General features: G+C 34.7%; 22 protein-coding genes and 2 pseudogenes. 6 read left to right on the forward strand and 18 right to left on the reverse strand.

Going from position 1 to position 18,627, the window contains the following annotated elements:
- Positions 1-126: 126 nt before the first annotated feature.
- From J4P91_RS29665 to J4P91_RS03250, 12 genes and pseudogenes are all read right to left on the reverse strand, one after another.
- Positions 127-357 (reverse strand): annotated as a pseudogene (locus J4P91_RS29665) (hypothetical protein).
- A gap of 352 nt (positions 358-709) precedes the next feature.
- Positions 710-1,099: a hypothetical protein gene (locus J4P91_RS03200; protein ID WP_207992942.1), complete on the reverse strand. Its 390-nt coding sequence runs from the start codon at positions 1,097-1,099 to the stop codon at positions 710-712.
- Between the two features lie 297 nt (positions 1,100-1,396).
- On the reverse strand, positions 1,397-1,588 hold the full coding sequence (locus J4P91_RS03205; RefSeq protein WP_207992943.1) for a DUF3954 domain-containing protein: 192 nt from the start codon (positions 1,586-1,588) through the stop codon (positions 1,397-1,399).
- Positions 1,589-1,664: 76 nt separating this feature from the next.
- Complete coding sequence (locus J4P91_RS03210) at positions 1,665-2,027, reverse strand: cell division protein SepF (RefSeq protein ID WP_207992944.1); 363 nt, start codon at positions 2,025-2,027, stop codon at positions 1,665-1,667.
- Positions 2,002-2,190 (reverse strand): hypothetical protein, encoded by a 189-nt coding sequence (locus J4P91_RS03215; RefSeq protein WP_207992945.1) that lies wholly within the window; start codon positions 2,188-2,190, stop codon positions 2,002-2,004. The genes J4P91_RS03210 and J4P91_RS03215 overlap by 26 nt, the downstream gene beginning before the upstream one ends.
- The gene (dnaB, locus tag J4P91_RS03220) at positions 2,190-3,512 is read right to left on the reverse strand and encodes a replicative DNA helicase (RefSeq protein ID WP_207992946.1); all 1,323 of its coding nucleotides are present in this window, start codon (positions 3,510-3,512) and stop codon (positions 2,190-2,192) included. The genes J4P91_RS03215 and dnaB overlap by 1 nt, the downstream gene beginning before the upstream one ends.
- A complete protein-coding gene (locus J4P91_RS03225) occupies positions 3,512-4,447 on the reverse strand; it encodes a DnaD domain-containing protein (RefSeq protein ID WP_207992947.1) in 936 nt (311 codons plus the stop codon). The genes dnaB and J4P91_RS03225 overlap by 1 nt, the downstream gene beginning before the upstream one ends.
- A 278-nt stretch (positions 4,448-4,725) precedes the next feature.
- The gene (locus tag J4P91_RS03230; RefSeq protein ID WP_207992948.1) at positions 4,726-5,010 is read right to left on the reverse strand and encodes a hypothetical protein; all 285 of its coding nucleotides are present in this window, start codon (positions 5,008-5,010) and stop codon (positions 4,726-4,728) included.
- Between the two features lie 181 nt (positions 5,011-5,191).
- A complete protein-coding gene (locus tag J4P91_RS03235; protein ID WP_207992949.1) occupies positions 5,192-5,413 on the reverse strand; it encodes an RNA polymerase subunit sigma in 222 nt (73 codons plus the stop codon).
- 14 nt (positions 5,414-5,427) lie between these two features.
- Positions 5,428-6,015, reverse strand: a complete 588-nt coding sequence (locus J4P91_RS03240; protein WP_207992950.1) for a helix-turn-helix domain-containing protein — start codon at positions 6,013-6,015, stop codon at positions 5,428-5,430.
- A gap of 88 nt (positions 6,016-6,103) precedes the next feature.
- Positions 6,104-6,352 carry a hypothetical protein gene (locus J4P91_RS03245; protein WP_207992951.1) on the reverse strand — a complete coding sequence of 83 codons (249 nt, stop codon included), beginning with the start codon at positions 6,350-6,352 and terminating at the stop codon, positions 6,104-6,106.
- 24 nt (positions 6,353-6,376) lie between these two features.
- Positions 6,377-6,583, reverse strand: coding sequence for a helix-turn-helix transcriptional regulator (locus J4P91_RS03250; RefSeq protein WP_207992952.1), 207 nt, complete (start codon positions 6,581-6,583; stop codon positions 6,377-6,379).
- Between the two features lie 149 nt (positions 6,584-6,732).
- On the opposite strand from J4P91_RS03250, the gene J4P91_RS03255 reads away from it, so the two are divergent.
- The 6 genes from J4P91_RS03255 to J4P91_RS03280 all read left to right on the forward strand — a co-directional run bounded on the left by J4P91_RS03255 (position 6,733) and on the right by J4P91_RS03280 (position 11,883).
- Positions 6,733-7,116 carry a helix-turn-helix domain-containing protein gene (locus tag J4P91_RS03255; protein WP_207992953.1) on the forward strand — a complete coding sequence of 128 codons (384 nt, stop codon included), beginning with the start codon at positions 6,733-6,735 and terminating at the stop codon, positions 7,114-7,116.
- Positions 7,117-7,295: 179 nt separating this feature from the next.
- The gene (locus tag J4P91_RS03260) at positions 7,296-8,531 is read left to right on the forward strand and encodes a hypothetical protein (protein ID WP_207992954.1); all 1,236 of its coding nucleotides are present in this window, start codon (positions 7,296-7,298) and stop codon (positions 8,529-8,531) included.
- On the forward strand, positions 8,518-8,859 hold the full coding sequence (locus J4P91_RS03265) for a hypothetical protein (RefSeq protein WP_207992955.1): 342 nt from the start codon (positions 8,518-8,520) through the stop codon (positions 8,857-8,859). The genes J4P91_RS03260 and J4P91_RS03265 overlap by 14 nt, the downstream gene beginning before the upstream one ends.
- Positions 8,852-9,610 (forward strand): hypothetical protein, encoded by a 759-nt coding sequence (locus J4P91_RS03270; protein ID WP_207992956.1) that lies wholly within the window; start codon positions 8,852-8,854, stop codon positions 9,608-9,610. Before J4P91_RS03265 ends, J4P91_RS03270 begins: the two co-directional genes overlap by 8 nt.
- A gap of 88 nt (positions 9,611-9,698) precedes the next feature.
- Positions 9,699-10,223: an ImmA/IrrE family metallo-endopeptidase gene (locus tag J4P91_RS03275; protein ID WP_207992957.1), complete on the forward strand. Its 525-nt coding sequence runs from the start codon at positions 9,699-9,701 to the stop codon at positions 10,221-10,223.
- 112 nt (positions 10,224-10,335) lie between these two features.
- Complete coding sequence (locus J4P91_RS03280; protein ID WP_207992958.1) at positions 10,336-11,883, forward strand: recombinase family protein; 1,548 nt, start codon at positions 10,336-10,338, stop codon at positions 11,881-11,883.
- Positions 11,884-11,915: 32 nt separating this feature from the next.
- Here the strand turns inward: J4P91_RS03280 and dpaB are convergent.
- From dpaB to pnp, 6 genes and pseudogenes are all read right to left on the reverse strand, one after another.
- Positions 11,916-12,341, reverse strand: a pseudogene (gene dpaB / locus J4P91_RS03285) (dipicolinate synthase subunit B); the annotation flags it as partial.
- On the reverse strand, positions 12,338-13,240 hold the full coding sequence (gene dpaA / locus J4P91_RS03290) for a dipicolinic acid synthetase subunit A (RefSeq protein ID WP_017151276.1): 903 nt from the start codon (positions 13,238-13,240) through the stop codon (positions 12,338-12,340). The gene dpaA and the pseudogene dpaB, both read right to left, overlap by 4 nt.
- Before the next feature lie 301 nt (positions 13,241-13,541).
- Positions 13,542-13,790, reverse strand: a complete 249-nt coding sequence (locus tag J4P91_RS03295; protein ID WP_207992959.1) for a YlmC/YmxH family sporulation protein — start codon at positions 13,788-13,790, stop codon at positions 13,542-13,544.
- A 188-nt stretch (positions 13,791-13,978) separates the two neighbouring features.
- Entirely contained in the window at positions 13,979-15,217 is a 1,239-nt protein-coding gene (locus J4P91_RS03300; RefSeq protein WP_017151274.1) for a M16 family metallopeptidase, read from the reverse strand.
- Positions 15,218-15,303: 86 nt separating this feature from the next.
- Positions 15,304-16,203: a polysaccharide deacetylase family protein gene (locus tag J4P91_RS03305; RefSeq protein ID WP_207992960.1), complete on the reverse strand. Its 900-nt coding sequence runs from the start codon at positions 16,201-16,203 to the stop codon at positions 15,304-15,306.
- A gap of 162 nt (positions 16,204-16,365) precedes the next feature.
- Complete coding sequence (gene pnp, locus J4P91_RS03310; protein ID WP_207992961.1) at positions 16,366-18,519, reverse strand: polyribonucleotide nucleotidyltransferase; 2,154 nt, start codon at positions 18,517-18,519, stop codon at positions 16,366-16,368.
- Positions 18,520-18,627: the final 108 nt, after the last annotated feature.

Here is an 18,627-nt window from a genome sequence, read left to right on the forward strand (position 1 = left end):
AATCTCAATTATGTTATTTCCCTTAGAAAGAGCTTGTTTTCTGTCACAAGCTCTTTTTTTATTAAAATAGCGTTTTTGTTTGAAAATTACTCTAATTCAATTCCCTCATGGTATAATCTGTATAATTCATTTTTCGAGAAAGGATAACAAAATGAGAGAATACTTTGGTTTTATTTCAATGTTTTTAACTTCAATCGTGTTTTTTGCTTCATTATCTGGGCATACAAACAATTACTTAATTTATTTAATACCTATCTCAATTGTTTTAGCTATTCTTGCCCCGAAAGGAGATACAGCGAAAAAAATTACTTTTGCTATGTTAATTATTTTAGGTATTTTAATTGCTTGCGCATTAATTATTGGTGCTATTATTGGCGCTGGAATGGCTGAAACACATTTGAATAATCACAATTCTCCCAAATAACTATTTTGTTAAAACCTTCCTTAACCTTCAATTTACAATTGTAATTATCTTGTAAAAAACTTAACCAACTTAAAAACTCACCAAGTTAGTTATTACGATATAATATAAGTAATTCGTCTATGCACGAATACCCTATGACTCGCTGGGAGAAATCCTAGCTTTTTTATTGTTCTTCAGTTAATAAATCTAAATACTCCGTCAATACTGTAGATAGGCGATAGCCAGAACTCATTTATAATCCCTAACCTTTCTCCACCCCCTTGGAGATTCTTTGGAGCCAAGCAGTTAGCTTTTGCTAGCTGCTCTTTTATTTTCAGGATTCAGTAATGATAAATCATAATTAGCTTTGACGAATTCCACACACAATGATTTGTTTACACCGTTTCCTAAATAAGTGTAGACCAATCTCATTTCTTGTTTGGTGAAGTTTGTCCCTAATAATCTATTAAAGCTTCTTAAGACTTTTCTAGACCAATATTCACTCAATCCTTTACTAATAGGTCTTGATAGCCAGGCAAATAACTTACATTTAAAATCCAGTTCACTTTCTACATCTTCTAATCTAAAGTAAAGGTTATTTTGAGGTTCAAATATTAATTCGTTACCACTGTTTACAAAAGACTTTGGAAAAAGCTCCTTTGTCTTTTCTACTAATTTTTTTACCTCGTCATCCATATCCATTCTCCTTTTTGAATACTTTTTTATGTTTTACATATACTATCGGAAAGCCGACTTGATGGCTTCACCCATTCAAAACGTGCTTTGGTATCCTAAAGACGTAGCGGGCAACTTGAACAGTTGCCTGCCGTTTTATATGTATAGACGTCAAAATTCTTGTCCAAAATAACTAAAGAAGACATTGTTAGCTATTCGTAGCGACCTCCAGCAAATGTTTTTTGTATGACCGTTCTCTTAAATGAGGCGGTCTTATTTCATCTCTCATTCTCCTTTTTCTACAAAATTCAAATTGTATTAAAATAATTGACTTTCACGTTCATCCATACGAGTTACTTTTCCGCTTTTATATATAAAGGACTGTTCACCATGACCACTTGTTGGCGGCTCTATCGGATGAATTTGTCCATCTTTTACGACATAAATCATATTTTCTACTAAAGAAATTTCAGCCTTCATTTCCGCAATATTTTCCTTGATAATTGCCACCGAAACCACTCCCATATGTGTTATAATTACTTTGTCGAATAATTATGTCGGGAGCAATCTCGGCTTTTTTATTTGTCTATAAATATTGCACAACATTATCTGGAATAAATTCTTGTTCAAGTGATAAATGGAGCCGTATTGGAATTGGCTCTTTATTATCTCTTGCTTTCTTACAAAGCTTCTCTGCATCTTCCCAATCAAACTGTTTGCCCTCCGCTCTTTTGTATCGCCAAATCCCAATCGTATAATCTTCAAATAGTTCGTAACGATCATCAGGTGCTGTTGTTGGTTTTAATTCATCAATCGCTTTTACTTGTCGCGGTATTTTAACGACTACATCAGCAAAGCGTAATTTTGAATTAACTAGATGAATATGTGCCTTCTTAGAATCAAACGCCACCACCGGTTCAACATCAAATATTGTTAACTGCTTTGGCATTGCTCTTTCCCTCCAATATCTGCAAGCCTGTTTTTAAAATCCCTTCAAGTTGTGTTAATGTTAATTGGTCTAATGTTTGTCTATTTACTTCAGATAACCCTAAACCGAGTAATTTACGAATAATGAGCAATTTTCGTCGTTCAACTTCTTGTCGTAATAACATCACCGTGCCTCCTGTTGGTCATCGTGTTTTCTCTCTAAATTAATGAATTTGCTAAACTCTTTAATGAACGCAAGCTCAACTGTACCGACAGGGCCATTTCTTTGTTTTGCTAAAATAATTTCAGTTATGTTTTTGTTCGCTGTTTCTGCATCGTAGTAATCTTCTCGATATAAGAATGCAATCAAATCAGCATCTTGCTCAATTTGCCCAGTCTCGCGTAAATCAGATAACAAGGGACGTTTATCTTGTCTGCTCTCAACGGCACGACTTAGCTGTGATAAAGCAACTACACATACATCTAATTCCCTGGCCATCAATTTCAACTTACGACTAATCTCACCAATCTCTTGCATGCGATTTCCTCTATGCTTTGGATCACCAACAATAAGCTGTAAATAATCAATCGCTATTAATACTTTTTTATCTGGATATTTACGTTTTAACTTTCTAGTCTTTGCATAAATTTCTTGCATTGTGACGTTTGCCTTATCGTATATTTCCAGTGGTAGATTGTTAATCAGCCCCATTGCTTGGCTAATTTTCTCCCAGTCCTTGATATTGCAAAGCTTTTTAGGGTTTTTCATTTTTGTTGCATCAACGTTGCCAGTGCTAGAAATCATTCGCTTGAGCAATTGTTCTTCTCCCATCTCTAACGAAAAGATTCCAACGGATGTATCTGAGCTCGCTGCATGATAAGCAACATTTAATACAAATGCTGTTTTCCCCATTGCCGGACGTGCGCCGACAATGATTAAGTCTCCTGCCTGTAATCCAGAAGTCATTCGATTCAAGTCGTTGTATCCAGTGTTTATACCTGTTAAATCACCAACATCGATTTGCATTTTTTTATATAGCTCTACAAGCGTTCCTTTTAGATCAAACTCATTTGAGTAACCCGTTTCCTCAATTGCGCTTAGTTCATCGATGGTAGTGCTGATTACACTAATATCTTTGTCTTTTTGAAGGCATTTATATAAATTGCCAGCAACCTCTTGAGCGTGCCTCATTTTCCACGCTTCTATCACAAGACCCTCGTGATATGAAAAGTTTTTTGTTGTTGAAACGCCCTCAGCTAAATTAACCAAAAACTGAATGCCACCAATTTGGTGTATAAAACTATCTAATTTTTCAACTACAGTCACAAGATCTATAGGACTTTCAGCATCATCAAGCTCCTTCATTGCTTTAAAAATGACTTGATGCGTTGGAAGAGAAAATTGATTTGACTTCAACTGACAATCTTTAATCAAATCTCCTTCAACAATGATGCTCCCTAAAACGCTCTGTTCTGCCTCTACATTACGAATGATGTCGTTACTCATTATTGCATCCATCCATTCTGTTGATTAAGTGCTGCAAGTTCCTCATCTGTAGGAATGTTTTTCTGCCATGATTCTTGTTGCTGTAATACTTGCTTAGTAGATTCAGACATAGTGACAGGTTGTTGTGCTGGCTGTTGTTTCGCTTGTACTGTTTGTTTAGCACGAAAAGCTTGATTAGCAGCCTCAACATCTGCTACTGTTTTCAATCCTTTAAGATGCCAATCTCGTAAAATCGTATTTACGTAAGACATGTTTCTCGTATTTTTCTCTAAAGCAATCTCCATAGCTTTTACAACTAGCTCTGCATTTAAATCATCTATCCAAGCGTGAATACCATCTGCGATAAAAGGTGTCATGAATCCAAAGTTTTGCTCGTAAAAAGAAATTGGATTAACCTCAACAACTTCTTCCACGCCTGTGCGTTCTTCTTGTTGTTGTTCTTTTTCTTCTTCTTTTTCTTCTTCCTTGCTAGGGTCTTGGAAGCCCCTTATAAGCCCCTCCAAACGGACTGATAAATACCCCTTAATACGAGGAATTTTAAAATCTTGCTCTTTTTCTAATTGCAAACAAGTTTCATAGAAGTCAACTAAAAAATCCTGGTCCTTCACAGATTGAATCTCTTTTAAAACGCACTTTTCAATGTTTACATTTTTAATTGGATTAAATTTTAACCAGTTTATTAAGAACAACTCTTTTGTTTTTTGGTTGTAATTAATTTTTCCGTACTCAGCAAAACGTTCTAATAGCTTCATAACAGTTTCACGGTTATATCCTGTATCGGTTTCAATAATACGAAGTGGAAGCTCATAGATTCCTGATTGAGACGTCTTACTGTTTGTCATTAAATATAAATAGAAATACTTTTCCTCCGGTGTAAGATCTAAAACAAATGAGTCCTGCCAAAATGAAACATGTACTGGTCTATAAACTGCCATCTTATTCATCCTCCTGTTTACATATCGCGAATCCGTCCTCTACACGTAATAAGCGATAATTCTTGTATCCTGTTTTGAGATATTGTTTTATTAAGTAAATTAGGTGTTGCTCTGAGGTCGCTCGCTGAAATACCTTAGGGTTCAGTAACACCCTATGTAATGATTTGTCTAAAAGCATGCAACACACTCCATTGTTATACGAATGCTAATTTGATATAATTAATCCTAAGATCTTTTGCAAAACCATTTATCTATCACTCTGCTAAGTGATAGATTTTTTATTTTCTACGTCTTACTAATGAGGCGTTAACTCCTCTTGCTCTTAAATCTTTAATCACTACACGATAACTCATCGATGCCTCATGTTCTTCTTTTGTATCACGAAGCATTTTAAATTCTTTCATACATCGCTCCAGTTCTTCTTCCCAGCGATTTGATTCTTCAGTTGATTCTGCATTAAACATGCTATGAATACATGCAACCATACAGTTATGAAGTTTATTAGCAAATGAAAAATCTCCTGGAAGAACTAGATCATGAAGACGATCGTATTTATGTGTCATGAATTACATCTCCTTTCTATTTGAGTTGATGCTGTACGCATCGTTACAACCAGAAAGGAGCATAGTAGAGGTATGGGGAGGAACAATCCCTTTCTGGTTGTAACGACAAGCACAGTGCTTGTCCAAATGATTTATACAATGTTATAATTGCTTTGTTGAATTTATTGCGAGCTACTGTTTCCTAGGCGGTAGCTTTTTCTTTTGCCCATTTATGTTTTAAAGTGAAAGATGCTTCAATAATTTTGATACGAATACCCACTAACTTCTTCTCTTGATTTAACTCCTCAAATTTTCTATTATCACCGAACGTTTTTGCTATTGTTATTTCACCGTTTAACTTTGCATCGTAACGAATTAAATTCTTGTAATCATTTAAGTTTGGATTTTTATAATCTACTGTCATATGTATTACCTCCCTTACAACACTTTTGTTATATTTATTAAACTGTCTACTGAATGGATAATGACGTTTTCTGACATCGCTTTTTGTAACCAACTTCTTTGTATTTGATCCATAATGTCGGAATGAACTTGTGTTAAGGCTTGTACTACACATTGAGTCGCTTGGATCATATCGAATATCTCTTTCGCATGAACTGCATACTCATGTTTCTTCTGTTCACTCAACTGCCATGACCGCGTTGTAACTTGCAAATTCATAATTTCCTTTGCTGCAGCTATTCCTTCCTCAGCTTGCTTGATGTAATTCATCAATTGTAAATTTACATCTTGTGTTAAACGTGGATCCGTAGGCGGTAAACCGACACCATAAATATGTTTAATTGCTTGCTTATTTAGATTTGCTCCTGTTGCATCACACCAATCCATCGCCAGTTCAAATTCCGGTTTGGATTGACCAGATTCAATACGTAGTAAGCGTTCATATGTAATACCAAGATACTTTGCTAATCCTTTTTTTGTTTTCAACTCAGCATTTTCACAACACTCTCTCGCATTTTGTAACAAATCACCAATTGATGAATTACAATATATGCTTGTTCCCATGTTTGTTCGCCTCCATATTAAGTTGTTAAGGTATTAAAATATTTAGTACATGCATGACCTGTCTATTTTTTATGTAAAAAGAGAGGAACTAATCCTCGATATTTTCTTTTGTTTGCATTTCTTCGATGATGGCCCAACCAGCCTTATAATATGCTTGAAGGATTTTATCAATTTCCTTTTGTGGTTTCGGTTCAGGAGCCACAACGTAGACTTTTGTTTTTCCAAATTCATAAGACGCTGCATATTCTTCTTGTTGGCTCATGGTGTCACCTCTTGAAGTGCTTTCTATATTTGTATGCTGCTGATCTGTTGGTACTGCCATTTGAACTACTGACATTTTTTCACCTTCTTTCTAATCAGTTTATATGTTCGTTTTTCGCACATTACATTTAAAAATTTTTTCTACAGTACTATCTAATACTTCGGCAATTTTTAAAGCTACATCTAAAGATGGTTTATGCTTTCCATTTTCTAGATTTGATAAGTATGCTCTTGTTATTCCGATTTTTATGGCTAACTCTTCTTGAGTTATTCCTTTTTCTTTTCTTAAGTTAGTAATCTTATTCAATTTTTCACCACCATATAGTGCGTTTTTCGAACCTCATAAGTACATAATATGTTCTAAAAACGAACATCTCAACATTTTCGTGCGTTTTTCGCACTGTTTTTTTCACGAACATATCATGTTAAAATCTTATTTATAAAGGAGGGATAAATTTGTCATTTTCTACAAAATTAAGAGAACTCAGGGAATCTAAAGGACTTTCGCAAGAAGAATTAGCAGTTAAACTAAATATCCCTCGCTCTTCTATCACACATTATGAAAATAGTGACGATCGTTTACCAAGAAAGTCACGTTTACTTGAGATTGCAAACTTTTTTGGTGTTTCTGTAGATTTTCTTCTTAATGAAGAATCCATCCTTCCAAAAGAAAACAAGATAGATCATAATTTAGAAAAAACACTTAACGATCCTGAACTTGGCCTTTGGTTTAAAGATATAAAAGATGCTTCTCCTGAAAAACAGGAAGAGCTTAGACAGTTTTGGGAATTTATTAAAGATAAAGAAAAAGATCGTAAACCTGGGGATAAACAAGGCTAATTAAATAAGAAACATAATAAATACACGCTAAATTGCGTGTATTTATTTGGTCAATTAATGGTTAATTGTTCCTATATTATTAGATTTTAGAAAAATGTTATTTCCATTTTCAAAATAACAGATCTGTATTGAAATGTTTCAACTTTCATCAAACTTTTTTATTAACAGGAGGTAAACAGATGGAACAGCAAATACACTATAAGGATTTAAATGAAGAACAAATCCAAAATCTACTATTTATTTTAGAAAAAACAACCAGACACCACCTCAATAAGTTAAAAGAACAATTCAATGTTAAACCTGGAGGATGTTTATCGCAATTTCACGAAAATGTTATACATGATTTAATGATGGAGCAAATTGATTTTTCGTATTTTATTAATTGGCTACCTCAACTTCATTTAGAAGGAAACAATACACTATTTATTTTTGAACCTGAAAATCTTCAAAGCTTCAACACTAAAAATTTAGTGGAATTGTATAAGAAATCAAAAGATTCTTTAGTAAAAATTTACAATATAAATTGGAGGGAACTAACAGATGTTAAATTAGTAAACCTTGATATTATTGAAGAACATCAACTATTGTATACATTTGTAGCACCTTCATATATCCAAAATAAAAATGACAAAATCAATCAAATTATTCCTAATATGAAGAAAGAACTATTCTTTGCATATATATTAGTTGACACAAACCTTAAGCATGTAGTACTCTCTCTTCATCCAACTCAACACTTGTATTCGATTATGGGTACAACTCGAAAACAAGACATGGATGTTTTTATCCCTGTTTTCATGAATCATTTTAGAAAGAATTTCTTTCCTTTTAATTATAAGGATCCTGAATGGATTGTAGATGCTATGTGCGATATTGTAGAAGAATATTTCTTCCATAATAACCCTTTAATTGAAAAGAAGATGAATGATTTTAACAATAATATGCTAAATGATTTAATGAAGTTATTTCTAAGTAAAGAACCTAGCTTTTCAACTCCTTCAAGTGAACTGAGGATTAAAAAAGCATTACAGTTAATTTATGAAGACGAATTAATTGATTCATATAGAATGATACCTAAACAAACACCTTTTAGGGTATGTCAACACAATACTGATAAAGGTGTCACAACATTTAATGCTAACTCTAAAGGAAAACCATTAAGTTTAATCGAATGTAGAGAAATCATAAGAGTAATGTCACAAAATGCTGATACTTCAAAAGTAGGTATTATATACACAAAAGATGAGAAGAATTATCCTTATAAGGTTTCCAAAGAGGATAACTATTATTCGCTTAAAAGAATTACAACTTCTACTACTGAAAAGGAGGTTGTTGATAATGTTTTATGTAAGTTTAATGAATATAAATACAAGCAAGAAATTAGCAATACCTCAGGAGAAATTGAAAATAGTTAGTGATTTATTAACTATTTTAAAAGATGGGGAACATATTTCTCCAAAGTACATATCGAGAACTTCACGCATACCAAAAGAAACAACTATCACCTTATTAATGGAATTAAAGAATAGAGATCTGATTGATGTAAGTTTTATAATTAACTGTACAAATGAAGATTTAGACCTTATTCATAGCTTTGAATTTAAAACAGATGAACAACTCATTGAATTTATAAAAAAACAAGAAGATAAATGCCCAGATTGTGAAGCTACATTAAAAACAACAGATGTGAGAGTAGCATTCATAAAAAAAATACTTTCAATTGAGGGTGAAGGTCATGGCTGATACAATAAGTTATAATTTTTATGTCGATCATTCTCCAGATGATAATATTTGGCGACCTATATCAAGTAATGAAAAAGAAGATTTTCTACAGTTAATCCAAAATGTACGCGAAGCGTTCCATAACGGGACTAAACAAGAAAAAGGACAAACCTTAGAAATATTAATGACTTACATATATAAAAGATTTAAACACATACGCGTCTATGACAATGTACAACGAGGCGATAATCAAATTGATCATATTATAGAATTTATTGATGGAATGACCCCAACATTTATTCACCATAATATTGGCTTAACACTTGTTGGAGAGTCAAAAAACCATAATAAATCAATATCAGTACGCGAAGTTGCAGATTTGAATGAATTACTTAGATCTAAATACTCAAAACTAGGAATATTCTCTTCATATCGATCTTTTAGCAAAGGAAAATCTTTGTGGCACTTTGCAGAAGGAAAAAGAAGAAAATTAGCCTTATCTGAAAAGAGAATTATTATTGGTTTTAATATCAATGAACTCGAAAGCTTAACAGAAAATAATTTTTATACGATGTTAAAGCGCAAATATCAAAACATAGTTGATGAAATTGAAGATGATTATAGCGACGAAAATATAAAACTTCCTTATCACGACAGACTATTTCTTTCCTTAAAAAATCTACATGAAAGAAAAATTATTGATGAAACAAGTTATCAAAATGGCATAAAAGAGATTCATAGTAAATATGGAGAAATCACCTTAGATACTTAGAATTATATTTTAAGCCCGCTTAACGGGCTTTTCTTTTTACAGTAAAACCAGAACTTACGTTTGTATTTTTGACAATGGAGTGAATGATGTGCATAAAACACAGCCTTACTACACAACACAAATCGAAGACTATATTGAAAAATTGTATCATTCTTTGTCTATCTTTACTCCCGAACAAATTGATATGATAACAATTTCCCAAAAACTAAATATTTGGTTACATTTTGCTCCATTTGGAAGCCGTGCTATTTGTAGAAATAACTTGCCTAGTATTATTATTGATAATCGAAACATGGCTTATCAACAATGGGAGGACTTTGGGCATGAGCTTTGCCATGTTCTATTCCATGTAGGAAATCAGCTATACATACCGAAATTATTTTTAGACTATCAAGAAGCAAAAGCAAACAATTTCAAGCTACATTTTTGTATTCCTACTTTTATGATAAGGACACTAGACCTCCCCGAAACAAGAAAAGAATCGATATACCTCATTGCAAAAACTTTCAATGTTTCATTTCATACTGCGGAGCAACGCTTGTTACATTATGAAAATCAGCTGCTGGCTAGTCATTTGCAAAATGTTTTTTCACAAATATGCCTAATTACATAATAAGAACTATAACTTCTACTTAACTACATTAACTACATTAACTACATTGAATTTTTATAATTTATGTTACTTACTTTTCATATAATTAATACTAATTATAGGAGGTTCTGCTATGAAAACAGCAATCTACTTACGTAAATCTCGTGCCGATCTCGAAGCTGAAGCACGCGGTGAAGGGGAAACTTTAGCAAAGCACCGCTCTACCCTACTAAAAATTGCTAAGGAAAAAAACTTAAATGTTTTAGCTGTCCGAGAGGAAATTGTTTCTGGTGAAAGCTTAGTAAAACGTCCTGAAATGCTAGCGCTACTTGAAGAAATTGAAGACAACAAATATGATGTTGTTCTTTGCATGGATATGGACCGATTAGGTCGTGGCGGTATGAAAGAGCAAGGAATCATTTTAGAAACGTTTAAACGCTCGAATACGAAGATTATGACACCTAGGAAGACTTATGACCTTAATGACGAATGGGACGAAGAATACAGCGAATTTGAAGCGTTTATGGCACGTAAAGAATTAAAGATTATTACACGCCGTATGCAACGCGGCCGTATTGCAAGTGTAGAGGCTGGCAATTACCTCGGTACCCATGCGCCATACGGATATGATATCCACCGTCTAAATAAGCGTGAACGTACACTAACGATTAATTCAGAAGAAGCTTCTGTTGTAAGAATGATATTTGAATGGTATGCCAATGAGGATATGGGCGCAACTGCGATTATGCGAAAACTAAATGAACTTGGTTACAAAAGTAAGTTAGGCAACGATTGGAATCCATACAGTATATTAGATATGTTAAAAAATCACGTCTACATTGGAAAAGTAACATGGCAAAAAAGAAAAGAAGTGAAACGTCCGGATGCAACGAAACGTAGTTGCACTAGACAAGATAAGTCAGAATGGATTATTGCGGATGGAAAACATGATCCGATTATTCCAGAAAGCCTATTCGAAAAAGCACAAGAGAAATTAAATACGAGGTATCACGTTCCTTATAATACGAATGGATTAAAGAACCCCCTAGCTGGGATTATCAGATGCGGAAAATGTGGATACAGCATGGTACAACGATATCCCAAAAATCGAAAACATACAATGGATTGTAAACATCGTGGTTGTGAAAATAAGTCTAGTTATACAGAATTGATCGAAAAACGTTTACTCGATGCTCTAAAAGAATGGTATATCAATTATAAAGCTGATTTTGAAAAACATAAGCAAGATGATAAGTTGAAAGAAACACAAGTTATCCAAATGAACGAGGCTGCATTACGAAAACTTGAAAAAGAGTTAGTGGATGTCCAAAAACAAAAAAATAATTTGCATGATTTATTAGAGCGTGGTGTTTATACTGTCGATATGTTTTTAGAACGTTCTAATATTGTTTCTGATCGTATTAATGAAATTACTGAAACGATGGAAAATCTCAAAAAAGAAATTAAAACAGAAATCAAAAAGGAAAAAGTAAAGAAAGATACAATTCCTCAAGTCGAGCACGTTCTTGATCTGTACTTCAAAACAGATGATCCGAAAAAGAAAAACAGCCTCCTAAAGTCGGTTTTAGAAAAGGCTGTTTATAAGAAGGAAAAGTGGCAAAGACTCGATGATTTCGAACTTGTTCTTTATCCTAAGCTCCCTAAAGATGGCGACAAATAAGCGTTTGCTTTTTGTCGTCACCATATTGGTGTAATTAGGTTTACACCATTTAGACCAAGTGCATCATTTGTCGAAACAGCTAATACAACTGGTTTCCCATTCCGAAGCGTCGCCTTTGCTGCCATTAATACAGGAGAATCTGTCATTGCATTGGCAAATTTACTCATTGAATTTCCTGTTAATGGAGCAATCACCATACAATCTAATGGGATTTTGGGGCCTAGTGGTTCTGCCCCTACAATAGAATTAATAACCTTATTTCCTGTTATCTCCTCAATTCTTTCAATCCACTCTGCTCCTTCACCAAATCTAGTATTTGTTGTTTGTACAGTATATGAAACAACCGGCAGCACTTCCGCTCCTTCTGCAATTAGTTTCTCTAACTGCGGCACGACTTCCGCATACGTACAATGTGATCCTGTAAATCCAAACCCAATTCGTTTCCCTTTTAAACTCATTTTCCATTCTCCTCCTTTGCAATCATATCTGCTGTTAATAACTGAGAAAGAACATTCGCTAAAATTTGTCCTGCTGTTTTTGGGGCAACAATCCCTGGAAGACCGGGTGCCAACAAGGCTTTTATCCCCCGCTTCTCTGCATAACGAAAATCCGTACCACCAGGCTTAGAAGCCAAATCAATGATCAATGTATGAGCTGGCATCCGCGAAATAACACTAGCCGTTACAACGAGGTGTGGAATCGTATTAATGACAATATCAACATCACTTACTTCTTTCTCAATATCCTGCATATAAAAAGGAGAGAACATCATTTCCGAAATACGAGCGATATGTTCTGAACGTCGTGCTCCTACTTTGACATGAGCTCCTAATGATTGAAAAGCTCTCGCTACACTCATTCCTGTTCTACCAAATCCTAAAACTATTACATTCGAACCGTGAATTGTATAATCTGTATGTTGAATAACCATCATTAATGTTCCTTCTACCGTTGGAATAGAATTGTAGATCGCCACATCGTCACGATCGAATAGTTTCACAAGTTTTCGATTTGTGGTAGACACAATACTTTCTAAATACGGTGTACCAATTCCTGAATATATAGTAAAGTTTGCTGGTGTTTTTTCAATCTGTTCTTTCGTAAGTGCAACTTTTTCATTTGAAAAAATAGTATCTACTTCTCCTTTTGCATTTGTTCCTGCTACCGGCAAAATAATTGCATCTAAAGAAGTGAAATCTAGATTTTGCATACTCTCTTTTGCTGCCCCTGTAAAACCATGATCCAGTTGATCAAATCCTACTAATGAAAGTTTCGCATCAAGTTCAACCAACTTACGAATCACTTCTAGCTGCCTTGCATCTCCTCCTATGACAGCAATGTGCATCTCAGTCAACATTCCCTACTTCACCTTCTTTTTCTTTCATTTATAAGAAAAGTGCCTACTTTTTCTTTTTCCTCCACATCATATGTGCCGTACGAGTTAGAGGTGATTGAAAAACAAAAGCATCCAATATTTCTAAGCATATAGTGAAACTTTAATCAGTTTGAAGGAGACTTTTGCCCTCACTAATCAGGCTTTTACAGACCGTTTATCTCCCACCTAATTCCTATGTTTTTACTGAGTTTTGAGGTGAAGTATTACTGTCCGCAAATAGGAGAATAAAATAAAAAAAGACAACCGAAATGGTTATCTTTCACTATGAGCCTGAGTGGTTTGCAAGGTCAAAAATAATCATATCATGGCCGACCTTTTTAATACGATTCCATTCTACACGTACCTCCTGCTGCTCCCTTTTAAATCCACCCCATTTTCCAACTGGTATGATGAGAGCTTGGATCTTACCGTCCTTTTCATTAATTTCTAAATCAGCGTGACCTAAAACCCCCATTTTTTCTGCCCGCTCTAAGTCCACAATTTCTTTTCCACTTAATTCACTTAAACGCATATGCCCCTCTCCTTTACAAACATCTTCCATGCAATATCCTTAAATCTATCCTATAATAAGTACGTATTCTACATGTCTCTAAAAAATACCAAAAAAATGAACTCCTCTCTCTACCACTCAAAAACTCGTTATAAAAGCTTAATACATAAAAAAAACGCATCTCTTCGTAAGAGATACGGTTTTTTTCCTTATTTCATTCCTTTTGGAAGCTCTCCATTCGGGCTAATAAGCGCTGCAGAAAATTCATTTGTAAACATATTGCGAATCAGTAAATCTACATCTGATTTCGTAACACTATTTACACTCTCAATAATTTCATCAAGAGAACGATGCTTTCTAAGAAGTAATTCATTTTTACCATTACGGCTCATACGACTATTCGTACTTTCTAAACTTAACATCAGATTTCCTTTAAGCTGCTCTTTACTATTCACAAGTTCTTTATCTGTAATACCAGTATTCTTTAATGTTTCTAACGTTTCTTGCATCGTATCATACAGCGTATCTAACTGTTGACTTCCTGTACCACCATAAAGTGTTAGCATTCCAGTATCTTCATAAGAAGAATGATAAGAGAACACTGAATATGCTAAACCACGTTGTTCACGTACTTCTTGGAACAGACGGCTACTCATGCTACCACCTAATACATTATTTAATACAATTAAGTTATAAATATCATCATGACCCATTTGCAAGCCTTTGAATCCTAAACATAAATGAGCTTGTTCTGTTTCCTTTTTGCGGGCCACTTTATTAAAATGAAAAATCGGGCTATGTACTTGTTCACGATTTGTTGTTCCTTCGTAGTTACCAAAATATTGTTCCACTGTTTGGACAAATGTTTCATCAATATTTCCAGCAATCGAAACTACAACATTTTCAGGTGTATAATGATCTTTTATATATTGACGCAGTGTATCACCTGTAAATGTTTCAAGCGTTTCTTCTGTACCTAAAATTGGGTATCCAAGCGGATGCGTTTCATATGTCGCTTTCGTTAACATGTCATGTACGATATCATCTGGTGTGTCCTCGTACATTTTAATTTCTTCAAATACAACATTCTTCTCTTTTTTCAATTCTTCTTCATCAAATGTGGAGTTAAAGAACATATCAGCTAATACATCAAGCGCATACTTTGCATGCTCATCAAGTACCTTTGCATAGTAGCACGTGTATTCTTTTGAAGTAAATGCATTCACTTGACCACCAATGCTATCAAATGACTCTGCAATTTCTCTCGCACTACGCGTCTCTGTCCCCTTAAAAAACATGTGCTCTAAAAAGTGCGAAACTCCATTGTTCTTTTCATTTTCATTTCTTGAACCTGCATGAATCCATATACCAATTGCAACAGAACGAACAGTTGGTATATTCTCCATAACGATTCTTACACCATTTTTACAAGTATATTTTTTAATCAAAAACTTTCCTCCTAATGCCAGTTTCTCTAAATTATTGCTATTATTTAATGATAACAAGTTTGAACATGAATGTCATGCAAATGTATTTAATCAATGCGTTTTTCATCTAATAATTCTGTAACATTGCCTACTTTATACCCTTGTTTTTTCAACTGCGAAATCATCGTATCTAGCGCCTCAGCTGTTGGAGATGTCGGATGCATCAATACAATTGCACCCGGGTGCACTTTCCCCATCACACGCTGGAGAATCACTTCAGGCTCTGGGCGTTTCCAATCGATTGTATCAACTGTCCACATAATAGTCCCCATCTTTAATCCATCCGCCACCTCTACAACTTCATCACGGAAACTTCCACTTGGTGGTGCAAACCATCGTACTTTTTGATTTGTAGCTGCCTCAATAATTTGATTTGTCTTTTGTAATTGTTCTAGTATCTGAATTTTAGACAGCGTTTTCATATCTGGATGCGTATAAGAATGATTTCCTACTTCTTGCTTTGCATCTACGATCATTTTTGCAAATCTTAAATTTTCTTTTACCCAGCGTCCTTCTAAAAAAAACGTTGCCTTTACATCGTGCTTTTTCAATGTTTCTAATATACGTGGAAGATACTCATTTCCCCACGCCACATTTATCGTTAATCCTACCATTTTTTTATGTGGATGACCACGATAAATAGGAGAAGGTGATAAATCTTCTAAATGCACGCTTGGTGAAACTTCCCGATATACAAAATGCTTCTCATCAAATTTTCCTATTTTCTTCATGTTATTATATGACGCTTCAATATCAACCTCTTTACCATTATACCCTGGCGTAGCTTTCCAAATCTTATCAATTATCGCATTTTGCGCGGCAATTGAATATTGTTTCGCTTGTTTCTGAATTTCTTCATAAAGATCATCATTTGCTAGCGCTGAATATGAGCATAAACCTATACAAAGAATGAATACAGATATGAATATAACTATACGAGTTCTCATACAAACCCTCCCATTAACTATACGAATAAGAAAAATCCATTTTCTTATTATCCTTGTTAATTTGAGCGTTATCATAAAAACTATACCTTTTCATCAATAAAAATCTATGCATCAAATATATTTTATTTAACAAAAAAAAGCCAGAAATCCTGGCTTTTTTACTTAATTTTGTTCTTGTGTATTTTCTTGTTTTGTAGCTTCTTCTTTTGCTGCTTCTTTTTCTTGCTCTTCTTTTAGCAATACTTTTCTAGACAAGTTTACACGACCTTGTTTGTCAATCTCGATAACTTTTACTGAAATCTCGTCACCGACTTTCACAACGTCTTCTACTTTACCTACACGTTCAAGTGCAAGCTCAGAAATATGAACAAGACCATCTTTACCACTGAATAATCCAACGAAAGCACCGAATTTTTCAACGCGTTTTACTTTTCCTAAGTAAACCTCGCCTACCTGTACTTCACGAACGATATCTTCGATGATTTTCTTCGCCTTTTCATTCATCTCTTGATCAATAGATGAAATAAAGACTGTACCATCTTGCTCGATATCAATTTTCACGCCAGTTTCTTCAATAATCTTGTTAATTTGTTTGCCACTTGGCCCAATAACATCACGGATTTTGTCCGGATTAATTGTCATTGTAATGATCTTCGGAGCATATTCAGATAGCTCTTTACGAGGCTCAGCAATAGCAGATAACATATGATCTAGAATGTGCATGCGACCAACTTTCGCTTGTTGCAATGCTTCTTCTAAAATTTCACGAGATAAACCATCAATTTTAATGTCCATTTGTAATGCAGTTACTCCTTGTGCTGTACCTGCTACTTTAAAGTCCATATCACCTAAGTGATCTTCCATACCTTGGATATCAGTTAAAATTGTGTAGTGCTCACCAGACTTCACTAGACCCATTGCGATACCAGCAACTGGCGCTTTCAGTGGAACACCTGCATCCATCATCGCTAATGTACTACCGCAAATACTTGCTTGTGAAGTAGAACCGTTCGACTCTAATACTTCTGATACAAGACGAACTGTGTACGGGAAGTCTTGTTCAGATGGAATAACTGGTTCAAGTGCACGCTCACCTAATGCACCATGGCCGATTTCACGACGACCTGGTCCACGCATTGGTCTTGTTTCACCAACACTAAATGATGGGAAATTGTAATGGTGCATAAAGCGTTTTGATTCTTCTACACCAAGGCCATCTAAAATTTGCACATCACCTAATGCACCTAATGTACAAATACTTAGTGCTTGTGTTTGTCCTCGTGTGAATAAACCAGAACCGTGCGTACGAGATAAAATACCTACCTCTGATGATAAAGGACGAATTTCATCACCTTTACGTCCATCTGGGCGAATTTTTTCAACTGTAATAAGACGACGTACTTCTTCTTTTACAATTTTATATAAAATCTCATTTACTTGTCCTAATGTTTCAGCATCAACTTCTTGCGCTTCGTAATGCTCAATTACACGTTTTTTCACTTCATTAATCGCATCTTCACGCGCGTGTTTTTCATGTACTTGAATTGCAGCATGCATATCTTTCTCTGCCATTTCACGAATAGCTTGATCAAGATCAGCATCAACTTCATATAGCTGCACTTCTGTCTTTTCTTTTCCAACAGCTTGTACAATCTCTTCTTGGAAAGCAATTAGACGTTTAATTTCTTCATGACCGAACATAATTGCTTCTAACATTGTTTCTTCAGGTACTTGATCTGCACCTGCTTCTACCATGTTGATTGCATCTTTTGTCCCAGCTACAACAAGGTGAATATCACTTTGCTCCTGTTGTTCTACTGTTGGGTTAATAACGAATTCGCCGTCGATACGACCAACTGTTGCACCAGCAATTGGGCCTTCAAATGGAATATCTGAAATCGATAACGCTAATGAAGAACCAAGCATAGCTGCCATCTCAGAAGAACAATCTTGGTCAACACTCATAACGATGCTGACAACTTGCACTTCATTACGGAATCCGTCTGCGAAAAGTGGACGAATTGGTCGGTCAATTAAGCGACTTGCTAAAATTGCTTTTTCACTTGGACGACCTTCACGTTTAATAAAGCCGCCTGGGATTTTTCCGACTGCATATAAACGTTCTTCATAGTTTACTGTAAGTGGGAAGAAATCTACATTTTTTGGCTCTTTTGATGCAGTTGCTGTAGATAGAACTGCTGTGTCGCCATATCTTACTAACACTGCCCCGTTTGCTTGTTTTGCAAGCTGGCCTGTTTCAATTGTTAGCTGACGACCAGCTAAATCTATCGAGAAGACTTGCTTTTCTTGACTCATTTAAGTACCCCTCTCAATTTAAAATATTCAATTCTTCTATGTAAATGGATAATATATCACAATATTCTTCCTCTAGTATTACCGAAATTTAAGTAAGCTATAAGAGTA

The sequence above is a fragment of the Bacillus sp. XF8 genome, from assembly GCF_017498755.1.
GTDB lineage: Bacteria > Bacillota > Bacilli > Bacillales > Bacillaceae_G > Bacillus_A > Bacillus_A bingmayongensis.